The organism is Streptomyces sp. NBC_01390 (assembly GCF_045040105.1).
GTDB lineage: Bacteria > Actinomycetota > Actinomycetes > Streptomycetales > Streptomycetaceae > Streptomyces.
In genome coordinates, this window is sequence record NZ_CP109551.1 from 2,158,840 (window position 1) to 2,179,446 (window position 20,607).

The 20,607-nt window shown below is 71.4% G+C and carries 17 protein-coding genes; 6 read left to right on the plus strand and 11 right to left on the minus strand.

Annotation, left to right across the window (positions count from 1 at the left end; all coding sequences use genetic code 11):
* Positions 1-23: 23 nt before the first annotated feature.
* The 3 genes from OG241_RS09725 to OG241_RS09735 all read right to left on the minus strand — a co-directional run bounded on the left by OG241_RS09725 (position 24) and on the right by OG241_RS09735 (position 5,068).
* Positions 24-3,008, minus strand: a complete 2,985-nt coding sequence (locus tag OG241_RS09725; protein ID WP_405814791.1) for an AAA family ATPase — start codon at positions 3,006-3,008, stop codon at positions 24-26.
* A 181-nt stretch (positions 3,009-3,189) separates the two neighbouring features.
* On the minus strand, positions 3,190-4,353 hold the full coding sequence (locus OG241_RS09730) for an exonuclease SbcCD subunit D (RefSeq protein WP_405814792.1): 1,164 nt from the start codon (positions 4,351-4,353) through the stop codon (positions 3,190-3,192).
* Positions 4,354-4,441: 88 nt separating this feature from the next.
* The gene (locus OG241_RS09735; protein WP_405814793.1) at positions 4,442-5,068 is read right to left on the minus strand and encodes a YigZ family protein; all 627 of its coding nucleotides are present in this window, start codon (positions 5,066-5,068) and stop codon (positions 4,442-4,444) included.
* A 133-nt stretch (positions 5,069-5,201) separates the two neighbouring features.
* Between OG241_RS09735 and OG241_RS09740 the strand changes: the two genes are divergently transcribed.
* Positions 5,202-7,208, plus strand: coding sequence for an amino acid transporter (locus OG241_RS09740; RefSeq protein WP_405814794.1), 2,007 nt, complete (start codon positions 5,202-5,204; stop codon positions 7,206-7,208).
* A gap of 10 nt (positions 7,209-7,218) precedes the next feature.
* Here OG241_RS09740 and OG241_RS09745 read toward each other — a convergent pair whose 3' ends face one another.
* From OG241_RS09745 to OG241_RS09755, 3 genes are all read right to left on the minus strand, one after another.
* Positions 7,219-7,764: a SixA phosphatase family protein gene (locus OG241_RS09745; RefSeq protein WP_405814795.1), complete on the minus strand. Its 546-nt coding sequence runs from the start codon at positions 7,762-7,764 to the stop codon at positions 7,219-7,221.
* Positions 7,761-8,480: a hypothetical protein gene (locus tag OG241_RS09750; RefSeq protein WP_405814796.1), complete on the minus strand. Its 720-nt coding sequence runs from the start codon at positions 8,478-8,480 to the stop codon at positions 7,761-7,763. Before OG241_RS09750 ends, OG241_RS09745 begins: the two co-directional genes overlap by 4 nt.
* 583 nt (positions 8,481-9,063) lie before the next feature.
* Positions 9,064-9,792: an SDR family oxidoreductase gene (locus OG241_RS09755; RefSeq protein ID WP_405814797.1), complete on the minus strand. Its 729-nt coding sequence runs from the start codon at positions 9,790-9,792 to the stop codon at positions 9,064-9,066.
* A gap of 75 nt (positions 9,793-9,867) precedes the next feature.
* Between OG241_RS09755 and OG241_RS09760 the strand changes: the two genes are divergently transcribed.
* Positions 9,868-10,245 carry a MerR family transcriptional regulator gene (locus OG241_RS09760; protein WP_405814798.1) on the plus strand — a complete coding sequence of 126 codons (378 nt, stop codon included), beginning with the start codon at positions 9,868-9,870 and terminating at the stop codon, positions 10,243-10,245.
* Between the two features lie 572 nt (positions 10,246-10,817).
* The gene (locus OG241_RS09765) at positions 10,818-11,225 is read left to right on the plus strand and encodes a CoA-binding protein (RefSeq protein WP_405814799.1); all 408 of its coding nucleotides are present in this window, start codon (positions 10,818-10,820) and stop codon (positions 11,223-11,225) included.
* A gap of 37 nt (positions 11,226-11,262) precedes the next feature.
* On the opposite strand, the gene OG241_RS09770 is transcribed toward OG241_RS09765, so the two are convergent.
* A complete protein-coding gene (locus OG241_RS09770) occupies positions 11,263-12,756 on the minus strand; it encodes an alginate lyase family protein (RefSeq protein ID WP_405814800.1) in 1,494 nt (497 codons plus the stop codon).
* Positions 12,757-12,989: 233 nt separating this feature from the next.
* Here OG241_RS09770 and OG241_RS09775 point away from each other — a divergent pair, with 233 nt between their 5' ends.
* Entirely contained in the window at positions 12,990-14,162 is a 1,173-nt protein-coding gene (locus OG241_RS09775; protein WP_405826104.1) for a 4-hydroxybenzoate 3-monooxygenase, read from the plus strand.
* A gap of 15 nt (positions 14,163-14,177) precedes the next feature.
* Here OG241_RS09775 and OG241_RS09780 read toward each other — a convergent pair whose 3' ends face one another.
* Complete coding sequence (locus tag OG241_RS09780) at positions 14,178-14,750, minus strand: XRE family transcriptional regulator (RefSeq protein ID WP_405826106.1); 573 nt, start codon at positions 14,748-14,750, stop codon at positions 14,178-14,180.
* 189 nt (positions 14,751-14,939) lie between these two features.
* On the opposite strand from OG241_RS09780, the gene OG241_RS09785 reads away from it, so the two are divergent.
* Positions 14,940-15,797 carry an EamA family transporter gene (locus tag OG241_RS09785; RefSeq protein WP_405814801.1) on the plus strand — a complete coding sequence of 286 codons (858 nt, stop codon included), beginning with the start codon at positions 14,940-14,942 and terminating at the stop codon, positions 15,795-15,797.
* A 25-nt stretch (positions 15,798-15,822) separates the two neighbouring features.
* Here OG241_RS09785 and OG241_RS09790 read toward each other — a convergent pair whose 3' ends face one another.
* Entirely contained in the window at positions 15,823-16,614 is a 792-nt protein-coding gene (locus OG241_RS09790; RefSeq protein WP_405826108.1) for an acyltransferase, read from the minus strand.
* A 106-nt stretch (positions 16,615-16,720) separates the two neighbouring features.
* On the opposite strand from OG241_RS09790, the gene OG241_RS09795 reads away from it, so the two are divergent.
* Entirely contained in the window at positions 16,721-17,248 is a 528-nt protein-coding gene (locus tag OG241_RS09795; RefSeq protein ID WP_405814802.1) for a gamma carbonic anhydrase family protein, read from the plus strand.
* 63 nt (positions 17,249-17,311) lie between these two features.
* Here the strand turns inward: OG241_RS09795 and OG241_RS09800 are convergent, their stop codons facing one another.
* Positions 17,312-17,968, minus strand: coding sequence for a DedA family protein (locus OG241_RS09800; RefSeq protein ID WP_405814803.1), 657 nt, complete (start codon positions 17,966-17,968; stop codon positions 17,312-17,314).
* A gap of 188 nt (positions 17,969-18,156) precedes the next feature.
* Entirely contained in the window at positions 18,157-20,112 is a 1,956-nt protein-coding gene (locus OG241_RS09805) for an RICIN domain-containing protein (protein WP_405814804.1), read from the minus strand.
* Positions 20,113-20,607 lie beyond the last annotated feature (495 nt).

The window sequence follows — 20,607 nt, forward strand, 5'->3', positions numbered from 1 at the left end:
GAAAGAGCGGCACTCCCCGCCCCTCACTCACCGCCCCGCTGCCGCACCACCGACCCCGATCTCTCCTTCACCACCTCCAGTTGGGCGTGGATCCGCCGGCGCAGGTCCGGCACATGACTGACGATGCCGACGCTGCGGTCGCGCTCGCGCAGCGAGTCGAGGACGTCGAGGACCTCGTCCAGCGTCTGGTCGTCGAGGCTGCCGAAGCCCTCGTCGATGAAGAGGGTGTCGAGACGGACTCCGCCGGCCTCGTCCGTGACGACGTCCGCGAGACCGAGGGCGAGGGCGAGCGAGGCGAAGAACGTCTCCCCGCCGGACAGGGTCGCCGTGTCCCGCTCCCGGCCGGTCCAGGCGTCGACGACATGCAGCCCGAGGCCGCTGCGACCCCGCCCGGCCCGGTCGTCGGAGTGGACGAGGGTGTAGCGCCCGGACGACATGCGCCGCAGCCGGGCCGTCGCGGCGGCGGCCACCTGTTCCAGGCGGGCCGCGAGGACGTACGACTCCAGCCGCATCCGGCGTTCGTTGTCCGCCGAGGTGCCCGCGGTGAGGGTGGCGAGGCGGGCCACCCGGTCGTGGGCGGCCCGCAGCGGCGCGAGCCGGCGTACCGCCGTGGCCGAGCGGGCGGACAGCCGGTCGAGTTCGGTGCAACGGCTCGCGGCGGCGTCGCGCGCGGAGGCGGCCTGCCGCAGCCGCCGGGCCGCGTCCGAGGCGGCCTGTTCCGCGCGCGCGAGGTCGGCGGGCGACTGCTGCGCGGCGGCCACCGTGTCCGGCTCGGCGAGGGCGGCCCGTACGGCGGCCTCCTCGGACTGCCAGGCGTCCAGCCGCCGTTGCAGTTCGCGATGCGCCGCGTCGTCCAGTAGGGCGTCCGCCGCCGCGCGCGGTGTCTCGAAGCCGGCCCGGTAGGCGGCGTCGGCGAGCCGGGCGTCGGCGTCCTTGAGCCGCTGGGCGGTGTCCTCGGCGGCCCGCGCCGCCTCGCCCGCGTCGGTGAGCAGCGCGGTCTGCCGCTCCAACTGCGCGGCTCGCGCGGCGACGCTCTCGGCGTCGCCCCGGGCCTGCGCCAACTCCTTCTCCAGGGACACCCGTTCGCCGTCGAGCGTGTCCCGGCGGGCGGCCCTGGACGCCGCCCTGAGCGCTGCCTCCTGCCGGGCGGCGCTGCGGCGCTGGTGCTCCTGCTCGGCCCGGCGCAGTTCCTCGTGTGCGGCGTGCAGCCCGGAAGCGCCCCGCCTGGCCACGTCGTAACTCCGCTCCAACTCCTCGTACTGTTCGGTGAGTTGACCGGTGGGCGTGTCTCCGGCCTCGGCGGTGGCAGCCGCCAGTGCCTCGCGTACGAGGCCCAGCCGGCGTTCGTCCTCGGTGCGCCGCTCGTCGGCCCGCTGGTAGGCGGCGAGCGCCCGCTCCTCCGCGTCACGGTCGACGTGCCCGGCGATCTTCCGTGCGGGCGCTGGGTGTTCGGTGGCTCCGCAGACGGCGCAGGGTTCGCCGTCGCTCAGGCCGGCGGCCAGCTCGGCGGCGATGCCGTTCAGCCGCTGTTCCTTGAGGTCGAGCCAGTGCGCCCGGGCCTCCGTGGCCCTCTCGCGCGAGGCCAGCACACGGGTCTGGGCCTCGTCCGTGTCGCGGGCGAACGTGTCGCGCTGCCGGGCGGCCCTGAGCCGGTTCTGCGCGGGTTCCCGCTGGACGGCGAGCTGTTCGGCCCTGGTGGCGGCTTCCTGGGCCGACTCGATGCGGGTCTGGAGGCCCGCCCTTGTCGTCTCCCACTCACCGAGCCAGGTCTCGGCGTCGTGCAGGACGTCCTCGTCGGCGCGCTCCTGGCGGTCCAGGTCGGCGCGCTCGGCGACGAGTCGCCCCAGCCGCTGTTCGGCGCGGCGGGCGGACTCGAGCCCGCCCAGCTCCTCGGCGGTCCGGCGCGCGGCGGCGGCCAGTCCACCGGCGCCGGCGTCCGCGAAACCGCCCGGCAGCAGGGCACGCGTGCGGGTCTCGGCGTCGGCCGCGCGCCGATGCTCGCTCTCGACCGCCTCCCGCAACTCCAGCGCGGGGGCCACGGCCTCGGCCTTGCGGGCGCGCTCCATCCGCGCCCGGTCCTCCCGATGGGCGTCCGCGCGCTCCTCCAGCCTCCCGGCCCGCTCCCGTGCCTCGGCGAACCGGCCCTGCAGCCGGGCCACTTCGCGTACGTCGGCCAGCGCCCGGTCGGCGACGCCCTGCGCGGACTCGGCGGCGGAGCGGGCGCAGTGGGCGATGGTGAGCAGCTCACGCGCGGTGCAGCGGGCGACGGCGGCGGCGCCCATGATGGCCTCGGCCAGCCCCGGTTCACCCGGCGCGAGGCCGGGCAGCTCCATGGCGTCCCCGGCGGCCTGCTGCATACGGTGGGCGTCGGCCAGCAACTCCGTGTCCCCGTCCCGCACTTCGGCCTCGGCGGCGCGCCGGCGGTCCGCGAGGCGTTTCTCGACCTCGGCGAAGCGGTGGGTGTCGAAGAGGCGGCCGAGCAGCTTGCCGCGGGCCTCGGCGTCGGCTCGCAGGAAGCGGGCGAAGTCGCCCTGGGGCAGCAGCACGACCTGGCAGAACTGCTCGCGGCTCATCCCGAGCAGCTGGGTGATCTCCTCGCCGATCTCCTGATGGGAGCGGCTGAGGTCCTTCCAGGTGCCGGCCGAGGCGTCGTACTCGCGCAGCCAGCTCTGCGCCTTGTCCAGCGTCGTGCCCGCGCCGCGCTTCTTGGCCCGCTCCCAGGGTGGCTGCCGGGTGAGCTCCAACCGGCGTCCGGCGACGGTGAGTTCGAGGGTGACCTCGGTGCGGGTGCCGGCCTCGGCGTGGTCGCTGCGCAGCGAGCCGCCCTGGCGGGCGCCGGGCACCGAGCCGTACAGCGCGTAGCAGACGGCGTCCAGGACGGAGGTCTTGCCCGCGCCCGTCGGGCCGTGCAGGAGGAAGAGCCCGGCGGCGGACAGCTCGCCGAAGTCGACCCGCTGGGTGCCGCCGAAGGGCCCGAAGGCTGTGATGTCCAGCCGGTGCAGCCTCACCGGGCGCCCTCCGTGTGCCAGTCGCTGTGCGAATCGGTGCGGCCCGTGTCGTGGTCCGAAAGGCGAGGGGCGCAGCCCCCGCCTTTCAGGGGCGCGGGGAACTGCGCGAGAAGCCCCACCGGCCCGCGCCCGCCCTGCTGCCCCGCACTTTTCCGCCCCATCCCCACAGCCCGCGCCGGGATCACCGCGTCACCTCCCGTACCGTCTCGTCGGCCCGCACCGCGTCGAACGCCTCCCGCAGCACGCCCCGTTCGTGCTCGTCGGCTCCCGCGCCCCGCACATGCAGGACGAAGTCCTCCGCGATCTCCTGGTCCCCGCGCCCCGCCAGGCGCCGTGCGTACGTCACGTCCGGGTCCCCGGGTGAGCGCTCCGGATCGAAGGCGAGGGCGAGGGTGTGCGGGAACCGTTCCATGAGCCGGGCCATGGGGTCCGCCGGGCGCACCGCGTCGGTGAGGGTCGCCTCGACCCACGCGTCCTCGTGGCGGGCGAGGCCCGGGTCGGCGAGCAGGTCGTCCAGCGCCCCCCGGATACGGGCGAGCGGGCGCGGCACCGGGCAGTCGAGGCGCTCCGCGGTGAGCGAGCCGTCGCCCGCCAGGTCGATCAGCCACATGCTCTTGCGGTGGTCGGCCTCCGAGAAGGAGTACGGCAGCGGGGAGCCCGAGTAGCGCACGCGCCCGGTGATGGTCTGGCAGCCGTGCAGATGACCCAGCGCCACGTAGTCGACGCCGTCGAACACCCCGGAGGGCACGGCGGCGACCCCTCCGACGGTGATGTCCCGCTCGCTGTCGCTGGCCTCGCCGCCGGTGACGAAGGCATGGGCGAGGACGACGGAACGGGTGCCCTCCGCGCGCGTGGCGAGGTCGGCGCGGACCCGGTCCATGGCGGCGGCGAGGACGCTCTCGTGGCCGACCTTCTCCACGCCGAACTCGTCCTTCACCAGGGCCGGTTCGAGATACGGCAGGCCGTAGAAGGCGACGTCGCCGAAGGTGTCGCGGAGCACCACGGGGGTGCCGGCAGCCGACGGGTCGGTGCGCAGGTGGATGCCGGCGCGGTCGATGAGCCCGGCGCCGACGCCGAGGCGGCGGGCGGAGTCGTGGTTGCCGGAGATCATCACCGTGGGCACACCGAGGTCGGCTAGCCGGTGCAGGGCGTCGTCGAAGAGCTCGACCGCGGCCAGCGGAGGCACCGCCCTGTCGTACACATCACCCGACACGACCACCGCGTCCACCTCGCGCTCCCGCGCGACGGAGACGAGATGGCCGATGAACTCGGCCTGCGCCCCGAGCATGTTGACCCGGTGGAAGGCGCGGCCGAGATGCCAGTCGGAGGTGTGCAGCAGTCTCATGATCCCCGAAACTAACAGCCGGGTCTGACATCACGGGCGGTTACTCCCGTATCGGCCCGTTGTGCGGCCCCCGAGGGCGTCGTGTTGCTCACGCGTCCCCGTACGCCTCTCCCCCGAGTTCGAACCCGGCGGTCCCCGCCGTCACGTCCGCCAGCCAGGCCCTGAAGGCGTCCACTTCGGCGTCCGGCAGCCCGATCTCGATCGTGACGACCTCCCCGTACCGCACGTCGCGCACCTCGCGGCCGGTGGACCGCAGGTCGTTCTGGACCTTTCCGGCCCGCTGGTGGTCGACGGTCACCGTGGCCAGCCGGAAGCGGCGGCGGGTGCGGGTGCCGAGGATGTCGAGGGCTTCGCCGACCGCTCCCCCGTAGGCCCGGATCAGGCCTCCCGCGCCCAGTTTGACGCCGCCGTAGTAGCGGGTGACGACGGCGACGACGTACCGCATGTCCCGGCGCAGCAGCATCTGGAGCATGGGGACGCCGGCGGTGCCGCCCGGTTCGCCGTCGTCGCTCGCCCGCTGGACGGAGGCGTCGGCGCCGATGACGTAGGCGTAGCAGTTGTGGGTGGCGTCGGCGTTCTCCTTGCGGACGGCGGCGACGAACTCCTGGGCCTCCTGTTCGGTGGCCGCCGGGGAGAGGGCGCACAGGAAGCGGGAGCGGTTGACCTCGGTCTCGTGCAAGCCCGCCTGGGCGACTGTTCGGTACTCGTCCGGCATCCGGCCACCTTACGGGGGCAGACGTGGTGGATACTCACTCCTCGTTGCCAAAAGGCCGCAGGCCATTCCGTATGCGCAGAGAAGCAACAAAGAAGCAAACAACACACAAAGAAGACCCCAAGGAGATCACCGCATGACCGGCGTCGAGGTGGATGGCATGGACAGCGCCGGGCCCGGGGAGCCCGGGTCCTCCGCGACGGTGTCCGCGCAGCCCGCACCTCGCTGGCGGGCCTGGCTGCTGGAGGGGCTCAGCGAGCAGTCGGCCCGGCATCCGGGGCCGCACGCCACTCCGGCCGAGGACCAGCAGGGCCACCGGTGGTGGCGGGTCATGTGCCTGACGGGCGTCGACTACTTCTCGACGCTCGGCTACCAGCCGGGCATCGCCGCCCTCGCGGCCGGTCTCCTCTCGCCGCTCGCCACCCTCGTGCTGATCGCCCTGACGCTCCTCGGAGCGCTGCCGGTCTACCGCCTCGTCGCGCGGGAGAGTCCGCACGGCGAGGGGTCGATCGCCATGCTGGAGCGGCTGCTGCCCTGGTGGTCGGGGAAGATCTTCGTACTCGTGCTGCTCGGCTTCGCGGCCACGGACTTCATGATCACGATCACCCTGTCGGCGGCGGACGCGTCCGCGCACGTCGTGGAGAATCCTTTCGCCCCGCACTGGACGCACAACGGGAACGTGTGGATCACACTCGTCCTGGTCCTCGGCCTCGGCGCGGTGTTCCTGAAGGGCTTCAAGGAGGCCATGGGCATCGCCGTGGCACTCGTGGGCGCCTACCTCACCCTCAATGTCGTCGTCCTCGCCGTCTCCGCCTGGGAGGTGTTCAGCCACCCCACCAAGATCGGCGACTGGACGGACGCGATGACCGCGGAGCACTCCTCGCCGATCGCGATGATCGGCGTGGCACTGCTCGTCTTCCCGAAACTGGCGCTCGGCATGTCCGGCTTCGAGACGGGCGTGGCGGTGATGCCACAGGTCAAGGGCGACGCGACGGACACCTACGAACGGCCCGAGGGACGGATCCGGGAGACGCGCAAGCTGCTCACCACGGCCGCCGTCATCATGAGCTGCTTCCTGCTGCTGTCCAGTCTGGCGACGACGATCCTGATCCCGCAGTCCGCCTTCGAGAGCGGCGGCCCGGCGAACGGGCGCGCTCTCGCCTACCTCGCGCACGAGCACCTGGGCGAGGCGTTCGGCACGGTCTACGACATCTCGACCATCGCGATCCTCTGGTTCGCGGGCGCCTCCGCGCTCGCCGGTCTGCTGAACCTCGTACCGCGCTATCTGCCCCGCTACGGCATGGCGCCCGAATGGACGCGGGCCGTCCGGCCGTTGGTGCTGGTGTTCATGGCGGCGGCCGTGTTCATCACGCTCTGGTTCAACGCGAACGTCGACGACCAGAGCGGCGCCTACGCGACCGGTGTGCTGGTGCTGATGCTGTCCGCGGCGTTCGCGTCGGCGGTGGCCGTGCACCAGCGCGGCCACCGGGCTGCCACGATCGGCTTCGGCGCGATCACCGCGGTGTTCGGGTACACCCTGGTCACGAACGTGATCGAGCGTCCCGACGGCATCAAGATCGCGATGATCTTCATCCTGGCGATCCTTGTCCTGTCGTTCGCGTCACGGGTGCGCCGCGCCTTCGAACTGCGGGCCGCGGAAGTGACGTTCGACCAGGCCGCCGTCCGTATCATCGACGAGGCGGCCGCCAGCGGCCCGCTTCTCCTGGTGGCGAACGAGCCGCAGGAACACAGCACGCGGGAGTACCGCGCCAAGGAACAGAGCCAGCGCGAACAGACCCACATCCCGGACGGCCGTCCCGTGCTGTTCCTCGAGGTGTTCGTGCGGGACTCCTCCGACTTCACGACCGACCTCGCCGTGCGCGGCGACGAGAAGCACGGGGCACGCCGGCTGCGGGTCGAGGGCGCGACCGTGCCGAACACCATCGCGGCGGTGCTGATGCAGCTGCGCGACCGCACCGGCCAGGTTCCGCACGCCTACTTCAACTGGACCGAGGGCAACCCCTTCAGCCATCTGGTCCGCTTTCTGATCTTCGGCCACGGCGAGGTCGCCCCGGTCACCCGTGAGGTCCTGCGCCGCGCCGAACCGGACCTCGATCGGCGTCCGCGCGTCCACGTGGGCTGACCGGCTCGGATCAGCCGGTTGTCGTCCCGCGCGGCACGGTCATGCCCGTGAGCAGGGCCGTGCCGGGCGCGAGGTCGCGCCAACTGTCGCCGTGCCAGGCCAGGACGGCGATCGCGGAGGTCGGGAACTTCGTCCGTACGTCGTTCAGCGCGCCGTCGAGCGCTTCCCCGGCCAGCTCCAGCACCAGTTCCTCCAGGCCGGGGTTGTGGCCGACCAGCAGCAACGTCCCGACCCCGGAGGGGACTTCACCGACGACAGCCAGCAACTCGGCCACGTCCGCCCCGTACAGCCTCGGCTCGTGCCGGACCGGCGGTGGGGTACCCCACTCGGCCGACGCCAACTCCCAGGTACGGCGGGCCCGTTCGGCCGTGGAGCACAGGACGAGGTCGGGCAGGCAGTCGGCCTCGGCGAGTGCGCGTCCGACGGCCGGCGCGTCCCGCAGACCGCGCGGCCCGAGGGGGCGGTCATGGTCGTCGACGCCCATCGGCCAGGCCGACTTGGCGTGCCGCAGGACGACCAGCCGACGCGGCTGGCCCGCGTTGTGGCGGGCGGTCACGTCAACGACCCGATCTCGCGGGTGAGTTCGAGGCCGAGGATGCGGTCGGCGTAGGCGTACGTCTCGAAGCGGGCGCCGTCCGGCAGCCCGTCGAGGGTCTCGACGCGGCGCAGGACGTCCAGTACGGCGGGCGTGTCCAGGTCGTCCTCCCAGGCGGCGCGCAGCTCCTGGCGTACCTCCTCGGGCACCGGCCGGGACGGCTGCCGTGCCCAGCCGGCGACCGATCGGCGCCAGTGCGCGAGCGCGCTCCCCGCGTCGGCCAGGGCGGCCGGGGTCAGGTCGACAGGCTCGGAGCGAGGGCGGGTGAGCAGGGCCAGGCGGAGGGTGGCGGGGTCGATGTCTCCGGGGTCGGTCGCGGAGTCGGCGGGAGCGACATCCAGTCGGACACCGTCCGCCGTTCGGTCGCCCAGGCTCACCACATGGATCACCCGGGACTGAGCCGGCTCAGTCCCGACATCACCCCGGTCCTCGAAGGGCCGGATGCCGAGAGCCGTGGCACCCGCCCGGAGTTCGGCCACCCGTTCGGCGCCGGCCAGCACGGGCCACACGGGGGTGCCGCCGATTTCCAGGGCACGGACGAGGACGTCGGCGACCAGGACCACGCGCAGGGCTGTGGTGCCGAAGCCCGGCGCATGCGCCTCGACACGGGTAAGGGCCCGGCGGGCCGGGGCGGCGACGACGGACTCGCCGGTTCGGGCGTCAGAGATGCGGAGCACGGTGCCGAGCGTAACGCTCCGCTGGTTCGGCGGGTCGGTTCGGCCCGGGTTGGTGGAGTCGTCGCGCAGTTCCTCGCGCCCCTTGAGGGGCGTCGGCAGAGCCGGCCCGTGGCACGTATGGCGATGGTGGTGAGTCCGGCGTGCCGTGGTGTGTCGGGTGTACCCGGGCGTGATGCGGTGAGTGGGTCAAGGTCGAGCCGCTCGCCGAGGGCGCCAAGGAGGCGCCGGTGGAGGGTGACCGTGGTGCTGACGACCGGTCGGCGACTGGAGGGGGCGGCGAGCGAGGCCCGGGGGGGGACGTAGGGCCACGGATGGTGGCACGCGGCTGACGGCGAACGGCCGTTGGCGGGCGAGCGCGCTGACCTGCGGTCGGCGACGGGTCGACGGCGGACATGCGGCCGATGAGGCGGCCGGCGAGCTGCGGGGCAGGCCACAGGTGCGGATCTCATGGGGTGGTGTCGTCGACATCAGGCCGCCCGCGACTGCCACTGGCACCGGTGCCGGCACCGGCACCGGCACCGGCACCGGCACCGACGCGAGGCCACCACATGGAGATCCACACCTGCGCGGCCCGAGGGGCCCCTCAGGCTGCCATCAGCGCCGCCAAGGCGCGATCCATCGCGGCGTTGAACTCCTCCGGTGCCAGCGGCAGCCGGGACTTGATGTCCCGACTCCACTGGTCGGCGAGGACCTCGGCGGAGCCCGCCTCGACACCGTCGAACGCCGCGTCCGCCAGGTCCGACGGAGCGATCTTGGCCGCGGACCAGCCCGCCGTCATGTCGGTGTCGGCCAGGCCGAGGTGCACCGCTGTCACGAGCGTGCCCTGCTCGGCGAGCTCCAGGCGGACCCCGTTGGTCATGGCCCAGGCGGCGGCCTTGGTCAGATGGTACGCATTGGCGCCCTTGATCCCGAACCACGACATGGCGGAGATGACGTTCACGACCGCGCCCCCGCCGTTCCTGGCGAGCGCCGGCGCGAACTCCCGGATCATTCCCAGGTGGCCGAACACATTGGTCTCCAGCTCCTGCCGTACCGCGTCCAGCGAACCGGTCACCAGGTCGGTGCCCGTATTGATTCCCGCGTTGTTGATGAGCAGCGTGACGTCCGGGGCGGCCTCGGCTGCAGCCCTCACGGATGCGGGATCGGCGATGTCGAGGGACAGCACCTCCACCCCGGGCAGGTCCACGGTCTCCGGTCGGCGGGCCGTCGCGTAGACCTTGCGGGCGCCCCGTTCGAGCAGGCGCTGGGCGAAGGCGCGGCCCAGGCCGCGGTTGGCTCCGGTGACAAGGGCAACTGAGTTGTTGATGTCCATGCCCGGTACGCTAAAACCTGACGCCAACGTCAGAGGCAAGCGCTGGTCATCAGGGCCGGGGTGAGAGGAATCACCATGACCGTCACAGAGCCCTCGACCGAGCGGCTGATCCGCATCGGCGAGGTGGCACAGGGCGCCGGCGTCTCGGTACGCGCCGTGCGCTACTACGAGCAGCAGCAGCTGCTCATCCCGGAGCGCAGCGCATCCGGCCAGCGCCTCTACCGGCAGGACGCCATCCCCCGGGTCCGTTTCTTCCAGGAGATGTTCGCCGCCGGCCTGACCAGCCGAAAGATCATGGAACTCCTTCCGTGCTGGGACGCCGGGCACACCGACGCCGGACAACGAGCCATGCTGCGCGCCGAGCGTGACCGCATCCAGGCCAGGGCCGACGACCTGCGGGCTGCCCTGGACCGCCTGGACCAGGTCATCGCGATCACGGACACGCACCCGTAGGCGCGGTCGGCCACTGCGACACCTTGTTGCGCGGTTTCGGAGCACCCGGCGCGACCCTCCCGGACGTGGAGGAGGAGGCCGCCGCCTTCAAGCGCGACCCGCTCGACCCCGAGTCCGTGTGGCAGCCCGCCGCATTGGTGAACTGAGCCGACCGGAACTGCCAGTACGGCCGGAACTGTCGGAACTGCCAGTACAGGGGCCCACGGCACCCGCGGCGGACACCAAGCGGACGCCCGACGACAGACGCCGGATGCACGAGAGGGTCCGCACGAACGCCGCGCTACGGGCCACCCCCGCCTTCGCAAGATCTCGGCCGGTTTCGTAGACCCGACCCCCGAGACACTGAACGACGACCGGTCCCTCGGCACCGCCCACCACACCTGCGGCACGAACCCCCTGGGCCTCGCGGCCCGCCCGTACAGGTCGCCCCTTCCTGGCCCTCACCACCCGCCCGGTACTCACCCGGCCGGGCCCCCGACCGCCCAAGCCGGCGCCAACAGCGGGGAATCACCGCAGCCCAGCCGCTGTTGTCACGCACAACAGAGGCTGTTCGAATTCCCAGGAGGCCGGGCGTGTACGGCGACTCAGCGACGATCCGCAAGATCCTGACCGCGGGAGGCGACACCTGGGCGGTCGTGGGCCTGTCGTCGAACCCGAACCGGGCCGCCTACCGGGTGGCCGAGGTCCTTCAGCGCCACGGCAAGCGGATCGTCCCCGTCCACCCGAAGGCCGAGACCGTCCACGGCGAGCAGGGTTACGCCACGCTGGCCGACATCCCCTTCGACGTCGATGTCGTCGACGTCTTCGTGAACAGTGCCCTCGCCGGTCACGTCGCCGACGAGGCGACCGCCGTCGGCGCCAAGGCCGTCTGGTTCCAGCTCGACGTCATCGACGAAGCCGCGTACGACCGCACCAGGGCCGCCGGCCTCGACATGGTCATGGACCGCTGCCCGGCCATCGAACTGCCCCGCCTCGGCTGACCCTGGAACCCTCCCCGGTCTCAGATCTCCGGCAGCCTCACTGTGCCGGACCGCCGCCGGACCGCCCCCGCCGGCGCAGCAGCAGAAGTCCGCCCGCGAGAGCGGTGATGCCGGTGGCGGCGGTCCAGGCGACGACGTCCGTGGTACCGGTGGCGGCGAGGTCCTCGCCCTTGCCGCCCTGGGGAGTCGCACCGGCCGAAGGCGACGCACCCGCCCCGCCGGCAACCGCACCCCGGCCGTCGGCACTCGGACTGCCGGCACTCGCTCCGGGCGTGAGGCCGGGGTTGGGGCTCGCGCTCTCGATCGACCTGTCCCGGGTGAACGCCAGTGTCCCGAAGCCGAGTTGGTCGTAACCTCCGCTGTTGGGGCCATAGTCACCGCCGCCGCCCTCGGGGGACGCCTGGGCGGCGACGCGGGTCAGATAGGTCGCGGACAGTCCTCGGCGCTTGGTGTAGTGGTTGGCGATCATGGCCCAGATCGGGCGGGTCATCGCCGGGTCCACACCGGCGGCCCGGGTCGCGCTCTCGCTGCCGGACCAGCCGTTCACCGCACCCTTCCTGCGGGTGTTCGCCGTGTAGGGCACCTCGCCGCCCAAGCTCCACTTGGCCACGTACTGGGCGCCCTTGAGGAAGCGGCTGTCGTCGTAGCCGTAGAGGTCGATGCCCTGGTTCCAGGCCATCTCGCAGACCGTGCCCATCAGGCCGACGCCGAGCAGCGCGTGCCCCTGGTCGCGGCCCGCCTCGACCCACTCGCCGAGCCCCTGGTCGTCGTACACGACCGGAATGGCGTTCTTGACCGAGCCCATGCCGGCGCCGTGCTTGAAGTACTCGACGGCCCGGTCGATCTTGGCGCGGTCGTCGCACAGGATGCCGACGGCCAGGACGCAGGCGATGGCCGTGAGGTCCCAGTTCGCCCAGTAGTTGGTGATGACAGCGCCGTTGTGGTTCGCCAGGAAGTCCTCACTGAGCGGGTGAAAGACGTCCAGCATCATCTTCTGGAAGCGGGCGAGGTCGAAGTCCGCGTGGTCGCGGACGAGTTCGGCCGCGTTGGCGAACTGGTAGCCGTACAGACCCGCCGCGAGGAACCGGTCGGCCGACCCCGCCACCTCGGTCAGCCTGGCCGACCAGGCGTTCAGGATCGCGACGGCGGTGTCCGCGTACACGCTCTCGCCGGTGACATGCCACCGCAGGGCGTTCTGGTAGGCGGCGTGGATGTCGTTGTAGAGGATCGCGTAGTTCTGCGGCGAGCCCGCGCCCCGGTAGACCGTGGCCTGCGGGTTGGCCGTCCAGCCGCTCTGCGCATGGCGGTTGGCGGCCAGTCGCCTGAAGCCCGCCGTGTACGGCGCAGCCCCGGCCTTCACTTTCTTCGCCATCCGGTCCAGGTCCGTCCGGGTGTGCAGCATGCCCGGGTGGACGAGACTCGCGCCGGCCGCTGTGGCCCGGGGGGTGGCGAGAGTCGTACCGATGGCGACGGCGCCCGCTGTCGTGCCGGTGAACTTCAGCAAGCCGCGACGGCTGATCTCTGTGTTCAAAGCTCCGGTCCTTGGCTCTGGGGGGTGAGGTGCTCTCGGAGATGAGGTGCTCTCGGAGATACGGAGAGGCCATTCGGAGAGGAGACGCGCCCCAGGACCGCCGATAACGAAAAGTGCGGGATACCCGACCACGGCGGGCGGTCGACATGACGGGTCGACATAATGCACGAGTGACCTTCGCCTCACCGCCCCCCGGCCCCACGCCCAACTCCCCTTCCGCGCAACGCTTCCCGGTGGTGATCGTGGGCGCCGGACCCGCCGGTCTCACCGTCGGCAACATCCTGCGGGCAGCCGGCATCGACTGTGTGGTGCTGGAGACGGAGAGCCGGGAGTTCATCGAGCAGCACCCCCGGGCCGGGTTCATCGAGGAGTGGGCGGTGCGCGCGCTCCAACAGCGCGGCCTGGCCGACACGTTGCTGGAGCGGGCGGGAACGCACACCAGGTGCGAGTTCCGGTTCGACGGCCGGCGCCATCGTTTCGAGTACGCCGAGCTGTCGGGCCACCGCCACTTCGCCTATCCCCAGCCGCTGTTGGTGACGGACCTGGTGCGCGAGTACGCCGACGTGCGCGGCGGCGACATCCGCTTCGGCGTCCGGGACGTGCTCGTCCACGACCTCGACACCGTCTGGCCCGCCGTGTCCTACGTCTCCGCGGAGACAGGTCAACGAGAGTATGTGCAGGGCGAGTTCATCGCCGGATGCGACGGGGCACGTGGAGTGACCCGTACGGCGATCCCGGCGGAGCACGCCCGGGTCGCGCGGCACGACTACGGCATCGGCTGGCTGGCCCTTCTCGCCGAGGCGCCGCCGTCCAACGACTGCGTGATGTTCGGCATCCATCCGCGCGGCTTCGCCGGGCACATGGCGCGGGGGCCCGAGGTCACCCGCTACTACCTGGAATGCCCGCCCGGGGACGATCCGGAGAACTGGCCGGACGACCGCGTCTGGGCCGAACTCCACGAACGACTGGGCGCGTTGGGGGCGCCCCCGCTCAACGAGGGCCGTCTGATCGAGAAGCGCGTCCTCGACATGCACAACTACGTGGTGGAGCCGATGCAGTTCGGGCGGCTCTTCCTGGCCGGTGACGCGGCCCATCTCACCGCGCCCATCGCCGCCAAGGGAATGAACCTCGCCCTGCACGACGCCTTCCTGCTCGGCGACGGACTCGTCGACTACCTCACGAAGGGCGACCCGGACGCCCTCAACGGCTACTCCAAGGCGTGTCTGCGGCGCGTCTGGCAGTACCAGGAGTTCTCCCTGTGGCTGTCCGACATCTACCACGGGGCATCGTCGGGCGACCCGTTCCGCTCCGGCACCACCCTCGCCCGTCTACGCCGCATCCTCAACTCCCCTGCGGCGGCAGCGGCGTTCGCCGACGTGTACATCGGCAGGGACGCCGACCACTGACACCGGAGAAGCTCATCAGCTCACCGGCGGGACCGACACCGACATCACCATCTCCATCGGCAGGGTGCCGTCATTGCCGTATGTGTGGGGGACGTTGGCCTCGAAGGTGGCGCTCGCGCCGGCCGGGACGCGGTGTTCGACTCCGTCGACCGTGAGCGTCAGTTCGCCCGCCGTGACATGGAGGATCTCGAACGTGCCCGCCGGGTGCGGGTCGGACGGGCTGCTGTCGCCGGGCATGAGCCGCCAGTCCCACAGTTCCAGCGGGCCCGGCGCCTCGGTGCCCGCCAGGAGCCGGTTGTAGCTGCCCGCGTCGTTGTGCCACAGCCGCACGGCCTGGTCGGCCGGGACGATCCGGACCTTCGGGCCCTGTTCGTAGTCGAGCAGGGTGGTGATGCTCACGCCGAGCGCGTCGCCGATCTTCACGACCGTGCCGAGGCTCGGGTTGGTGCGGGCCTGCTCGATCTGGATGAGCATCCCGCGGCTCACCCCGGCACGGGCGGCGAGCGTCTCCAGGGTGAAGCCCCGCTCGGCGCGCCAGCGCTTCACGCTGCGCGCCAGGGACTGGGTCAGCAGGTCGAGGTCCGACAATGTTCCGTCCCAGTTCTCGTCCGACACTCTTGTCTTCGGCTCAGTCATCCGCCGCGGCTAGCGCTTCGGCTTCAGCCCTCATCCTGCCGCACAATCCTGAGTGCAACATCTTGGATGACAAGGTTCACTTCACTGTACTACCGTGTGGTGCACCGAATCGTTCACTCCACTGTACTGCGAGGCGTCCTCATGACCGCATTCTTCGCCCTGGTCACCAGCCTGCTCTGGGGGCTGGCCGACTTCGGCGGCGGCCTGCTGACCCGGCGCATGTCCGCGTTGACGGTGGTCGTGGTGTCCCAGTCGATGGCGGCGGTCGTGCTCGGCACGATCGTGATTCTGACCGGCGGGTGGACCGAGGCGGGCCCCCGGCTCTGGTTCGCCGTCGCCGCCGGCCTGGCCGGACCGGTGGCCCTGCTCTCCTTCTACAAGGCGCTCGCCCTCGGCCCGATGGGGGTCGTCTCCCCCCTCGGCTCCCTCGGTGTCGCCGTCCCCATCAGCGTCGGGCTCTTCCTCGGCGAGCGCCCCGGGCTGCTCCAGTTCGCGGGGATCGCCGTGGCCGTCGCCGGGGTCGTGCTCGCGGGCGGACCGCAGCTCAAGGGCGCGCCCGTGCAACGGCAGGCGATCCTGCTCAGCCTGCTCGCGGCGTTCGGTTTCGGCACGGTGTTCGCGCTGATCGCGGAGGCGTCGACCACCCTCACCGGCCTGTTCCTCGCGCTCTTCGTACAGCGCGTGACGAACGTGGCCGCCGGTGGCGCCGCACTGTACGTCTCGGTCCGGCGCGGTGGCGCCGCCCTCCCGGCAGGCGGCTTCCCCTGGCGCCTGCTCCCCGCGCTGGGCTTCGTCGGCCTCGCCGACGTCGCCGCCAACGGCACCTACTCGATCGCCGCCCAGCACGGCCCGGTCACCGTGGCCGCCGTACTCGCCTCGCTCTACCCGGTGGTCACCGCCCTGGCGGCACGCGGCTTCCTCAGCGAACGGCTGCGCGCGGTCCAGGCGGCGGGCGCGGGCCTGGCCCTGGTGGGCACCCTCCTGCTCGCCACAGGCTGACCGCCGGTCACGGCATACGCCGGGATCAGGACTCGGCGCGTACGTCCCCGACCTGCTCCTCGACGTCCAGCTCCGCGAGCCGCGCCACAGCCCCCTCGTCCAGCTCCGCCAACGCCCGCAACTGGTCCGGAGTGGTCCCCTCCGGTATCGGTGTCGGGGCCGGTGTCCGCAGCGGTGGGCACCAACCCTCGGTCGGCGTCCAGCGGCGTACGACGCGGGCCGGGGCCCCCGCCACCACCGCGTGGTCGGGCACCGTTCCGCGTACCACCGCACCGGCGGCCACCACCACGTTCCGCCCGATCCGCGCCCCCGGAAGGATCACCGCACCGGTGCCGATCCAGCAGCCCGGGCCGATCTCCACCGGCTCCATCCGCGGCCACTGCTTGCCGATGGGCTCGTGCGGATCGTCGTACGAATGGTTGGTGGACGTCACGTACACATACGGTCCGAAGTAGCAGTCGCTGCCGATGGTCACCGTCGTGTCGGCGATGACATGGCTGCCGCGGCCGAGGACGACCCCGTCGCCGATACGCAGAATGGCGTCGGGGCCGAGGTCGAGGTCCGGCATCAGGCCGGCCGTCAGGGTCACCTGCTCGCCGACGATGCAGTGCGAGCCCAGTTCGATCCAGGGTTCACCGAAGACCGTGCCCAGCGGGAAGGCCAGTCTGGTACCTGTTCCCATCGCCCGGAAGGTCAGCCGCCCGGGGCTCTCGGCGGTCACGGAACCCGTGCGCTGCACCCAGTCCCAGACCGCGTGCACCGCGCGCTGCGCCTGCCGACGCCGCCATGACGAGAACGTGTTCTTGGGCTTGGGCACCCGCACACCGTACTCACGGCCGGGTGGGGCCAGCATGCCGTACACCTGTGATCTTCGCCCCACAGAGGTGGCGTACCGTCTACGCATTCGAGGACGAGGAGGCGCGATGACGCACAAGGCGTTGATCACCGGCATCGGCGGCAGGGAGCCGAAGGTGGATGAGGAGGCGTTCGTGGCGCCCACGTCCTCGGTGATCGGGGACGTGACCCTTCAGGCGGGGGCCAGCGTCTGGTACGGGGCGGTGCTGCGCGGCGACGTGGAGCGGATCTCCGTCGGTGCCCGGAGCAACATCCAGGACAACTGCACGCTGCACGCCGATCCTGGCTTCCCCGTGACCATCGGCGAGCGGGTCTCCGTGGGCCACAACGCGGTGGTGCACGGCGCGACGGTCGAGGACGACTGTCTGATCGGCATGGGCGCGACCGTGTTGAACGGCGCGGTCATCGGCGCGGGTTCGCTGGTGGCGGCCCAGGCCCTGGTACCGCAGGGCATGGAGGTCCCGCCTGGTTCACTGGTCGCGGGTGTACCGGCGAAGGTGAGGCGTGAGCTGACCGTGGAGGAGAGGGAGGGGGTCTCGCTGAACGGCACGATGTACGCCGAACTGGCGAAGGCCCACCAGGAAATCCACGAGTAGGGCGTTCCGTCCGGAGGGGCGCGGGGAACCGCGCGACAAGCCGCAGACGGCCCGCGCCCGGAACTACTCGGCAACCCCTACGGTCTCGGCGTCAGGCTCAGAACCCTGCTTCTCACCCTGCATCTTCTTGGCCTTGCGCTTGAGCACCAGCATCGACGTCAGCCCGATCAGCACCGCCAGCACCAGGCCCAGCCACGAGAACCGCTTCAGCCAGGACTCCGCGACCACGCCCACGTAGTAGATGACCGCCGTCGTACCGCCCGCCCAGATGATCCCGCCCAGCACGTTGGCGATCAGGAACTTCCAGTACGGCATCCGCAGCACTCCCGCGAGGGGCCCCGCGAAGATCCGCAGCAGCGCGACGAAGCGGCCGAAGAAGACCGCCCACATGCCCCACTTCTCGAAGGACCGCTCAGCCGTGGCGATGTGCCCCTCGCCGAAGTGCTTGGGGAACTTCGCTCCGAGCCAGGCCAGCAGCGGCCGGCCTCCCTTGCGACCGATGGCATAGCCGATGGAGTCACCGATGACCGCGCCGGCGCTCGCGCACGCGCCGAGGACGAACGGGTTGATCTCACCGTGCTGGGAGGCGAGCAGCGCGGCAGAGACCAGAACGATCTCGCCGGGCAGGGGAATGCCCAGGCTCTCCAGGCCGATGACCAGTGCAACCAGCGCGTAGATACTGACCGCGGGGATCGTCTCGAGCCATTCCTGCACGTGCAACGCCGGTTCCTTCCGATCTCGCCTTACGCCCGGTACGTCTGCGTTCCCGGCGCGCGCCCGGCCATGGGCACACGCCGGGAAGCCTACCGGGTCGAGGTGACACCGACTCCGCGTCGGCAGCCGGCAGCCCGCCGCCCGCAGCCCGCAGCCCGCAGCTGACGCTGCCGTTCGGATCCGACTCGTGTCAGTCAGCTGGGCGAGCGACCCGATACCTGTGTGAACGAGCCGACCGCCCGCACCGCCGAGACCACGACGGCCTTCACCGCGTCCATCGGCTGCTGCAGGTCCGCCGCCGGAACGGGCGCGGGCTGCTCCTCGGTGCCGTCGTCCGCGACATAACGCGTCTCGAACTGCTGGTCGGAAGTGGCCTCGGGTGAGGGCTCGGACGCCCCGGGTGCCCCCGAAGTCCCGTCACCTGTATCGGACTCGGGCCCCTGCTGAGTGCCGTCCGAACCACCCTCCCCCTCCCCCTTTCCCTTCGGCTTCTGTCCCGTCTCCCCGCCCTTCGCGTCTTTGCCTTCCTTGTCTCCCTTGTCACCCGTCGCCGCCCCGTCGCTCTCCTCCCGGTCACCCTTCTTGGCGGAGTCGGAGGCGGACCGCCCGGGCACGAGCGTCCAGGTCTCCCCCGCGGACCCGGACCTCGGCTTGACCACGACGTCCGCACCGGCCCGGAGCGAGACGGGCACGACAGCCAGTTCCTCGCGCCAGCGGGGCAGCAGTTCGCCCTGGACGGTGAGGTCGTAGCGAACCTCGTCGGCAGCGGTCCCGACACAACCGGAGAGGACGACGTCTCCGTCGGCGCTGTGGGAGTCGAGGCACAGCCTCGGGTCGGCGAGGCTGCGCAGGAGTCCGTCGTACTCGTACGACCACTGCTGGGTCTCGGCGGACGAGCACACGGCCAGCCGCGTCCCGGCGCCGGCCAGGACCCGGCCGCCCTGGATGTCCAGGCACAGGCCCGTGGCGTCGTGGTGCAGCCTGCCGTGCTGCCCCGCGCCGGGATAGGCGGCGGGGGCCGGCGACGAACCGTCGGTCTGCGACGGCGAGGCCGACCCGGGGTCGGCGGGGCTCGGGGAGCCGACACCCGGTCCGGCCGAGTAGCCGCTGGCCGTCCCCCAGGTGGCCGTCGGCACAGTGCTGTCGTGCGACCAGTTGCGGGCGCCGAGCACGCTCGCGAGCAGCGCGAACGACATCACACCGACTCCGACGGCCACGGCGCGCCTGCGCCTTCCCGGGAGGGCGAACCGGTCCTCGGTCAGGGGGAAATGGGCCATGAGCCGATGGCGGCCACCGCTGCCGGGGCCCCGCCCGCTGCCGCCGCCGCGGGCGGCCGGCTTGCGGGGGAAGGCACCCGGGCCACCGCGTCCCGGACGGGAGTCGAGATAACGGCGGGCTCCCCAGCCGAGCACGGCCTCGGCGATGAGCGTGCCGAGTTCCCCTTCGAAATGGCTGAGTTGCTCGGCGGCGTGCCGGCAGTGACGGCACGACAGCAGATGCTGCTCGACATCGGGCAACAGGGCGCCGCCACGTCGGATCGGAACGTCGAGGAGGCGGTTGTAGAAGCGGCATTCGTTGGTCGGCGCGAGTTCACGATGGGCGCGTGCACAAGCGGTGCGGAATTGCTCACGGGCCTGTTCCAGCGCTGCCGAAGCGCTTACGGAGTCCACCCCCAACAGACCGGCCGGTACGGAAAGGGGCTCGGCCTCGACCTCGGTGTGCCAGAGCAGACATTGGGCCGCTCTCGGCAGGACACCGAATGACCGCTCGGCCAGTTGCCGATTTTCGGATGTCCGAGCCCTCGCCGCGCGTAGACCACGTCCACCGGTGGGTTTGCGGAGTTCCGGAAGCACCACCGAAATACCGTCGTCGGCAGACCACTCCCGGACCGTTTCCCTTACCGCTACGAGGAGTTGGGGTCGCAGCGCCCGATTCGACTCACCGCGCTCCAGCAACCCGAGCACACGGTGGAAGGCCGACGTGGCGGCCATCGTGGCAAGGTCTCCCTCCACCGCGAGACAGATGGCCGCGTAGTCGTACGTCGACTGCCAGTGCCGCGCCAACAGGAGTGCGACGGCGTAGGCGCTCTCGCCCTCCACTCGCCCTCGCAGTCGCGCGGCGAGGTTCATGTCGGATTCCCCCTGGCTCATGCCAGGACGAGGCGGGTAGGGCGGACGCGGTGGGGGAGGGGATTGCACAGAACCTATTTCCTTCCAAGCCGCAGGACGGCACGAGCTAATTGCACATCCACGGGAAAGCAGGTGCCCGATTGGTGCGTACCTACGACTCGTCAGCTGGGGGACTTTCGGGTCGACCGGCACGGAATCCCGAGCGGGACAAGGGGGTCTGACCTCCGCCCCCGCGCGAGTTGGCTCACACTCGCACACACGTCTCACAGTAAACAAGAAGTACGAGTGACCAAAGTTCAAAACGAAAAGAATTCAGATGTGTTACCGACGGTATCCGCACCAGCATTCGAAATTGCCCCTCCGTCGCCTGCCGAGTTGTGTGCACGAACACCCGGGTGGCACACACAATCTTCATCTTCCAGCACCGCGAGGGACGCCCCCGCCGAGCCGGGAACCAGAGCCAACTGGCGCCCATCCGCGTCGAGTTGATCACCTGTAACGGCAGATGTTCGGACA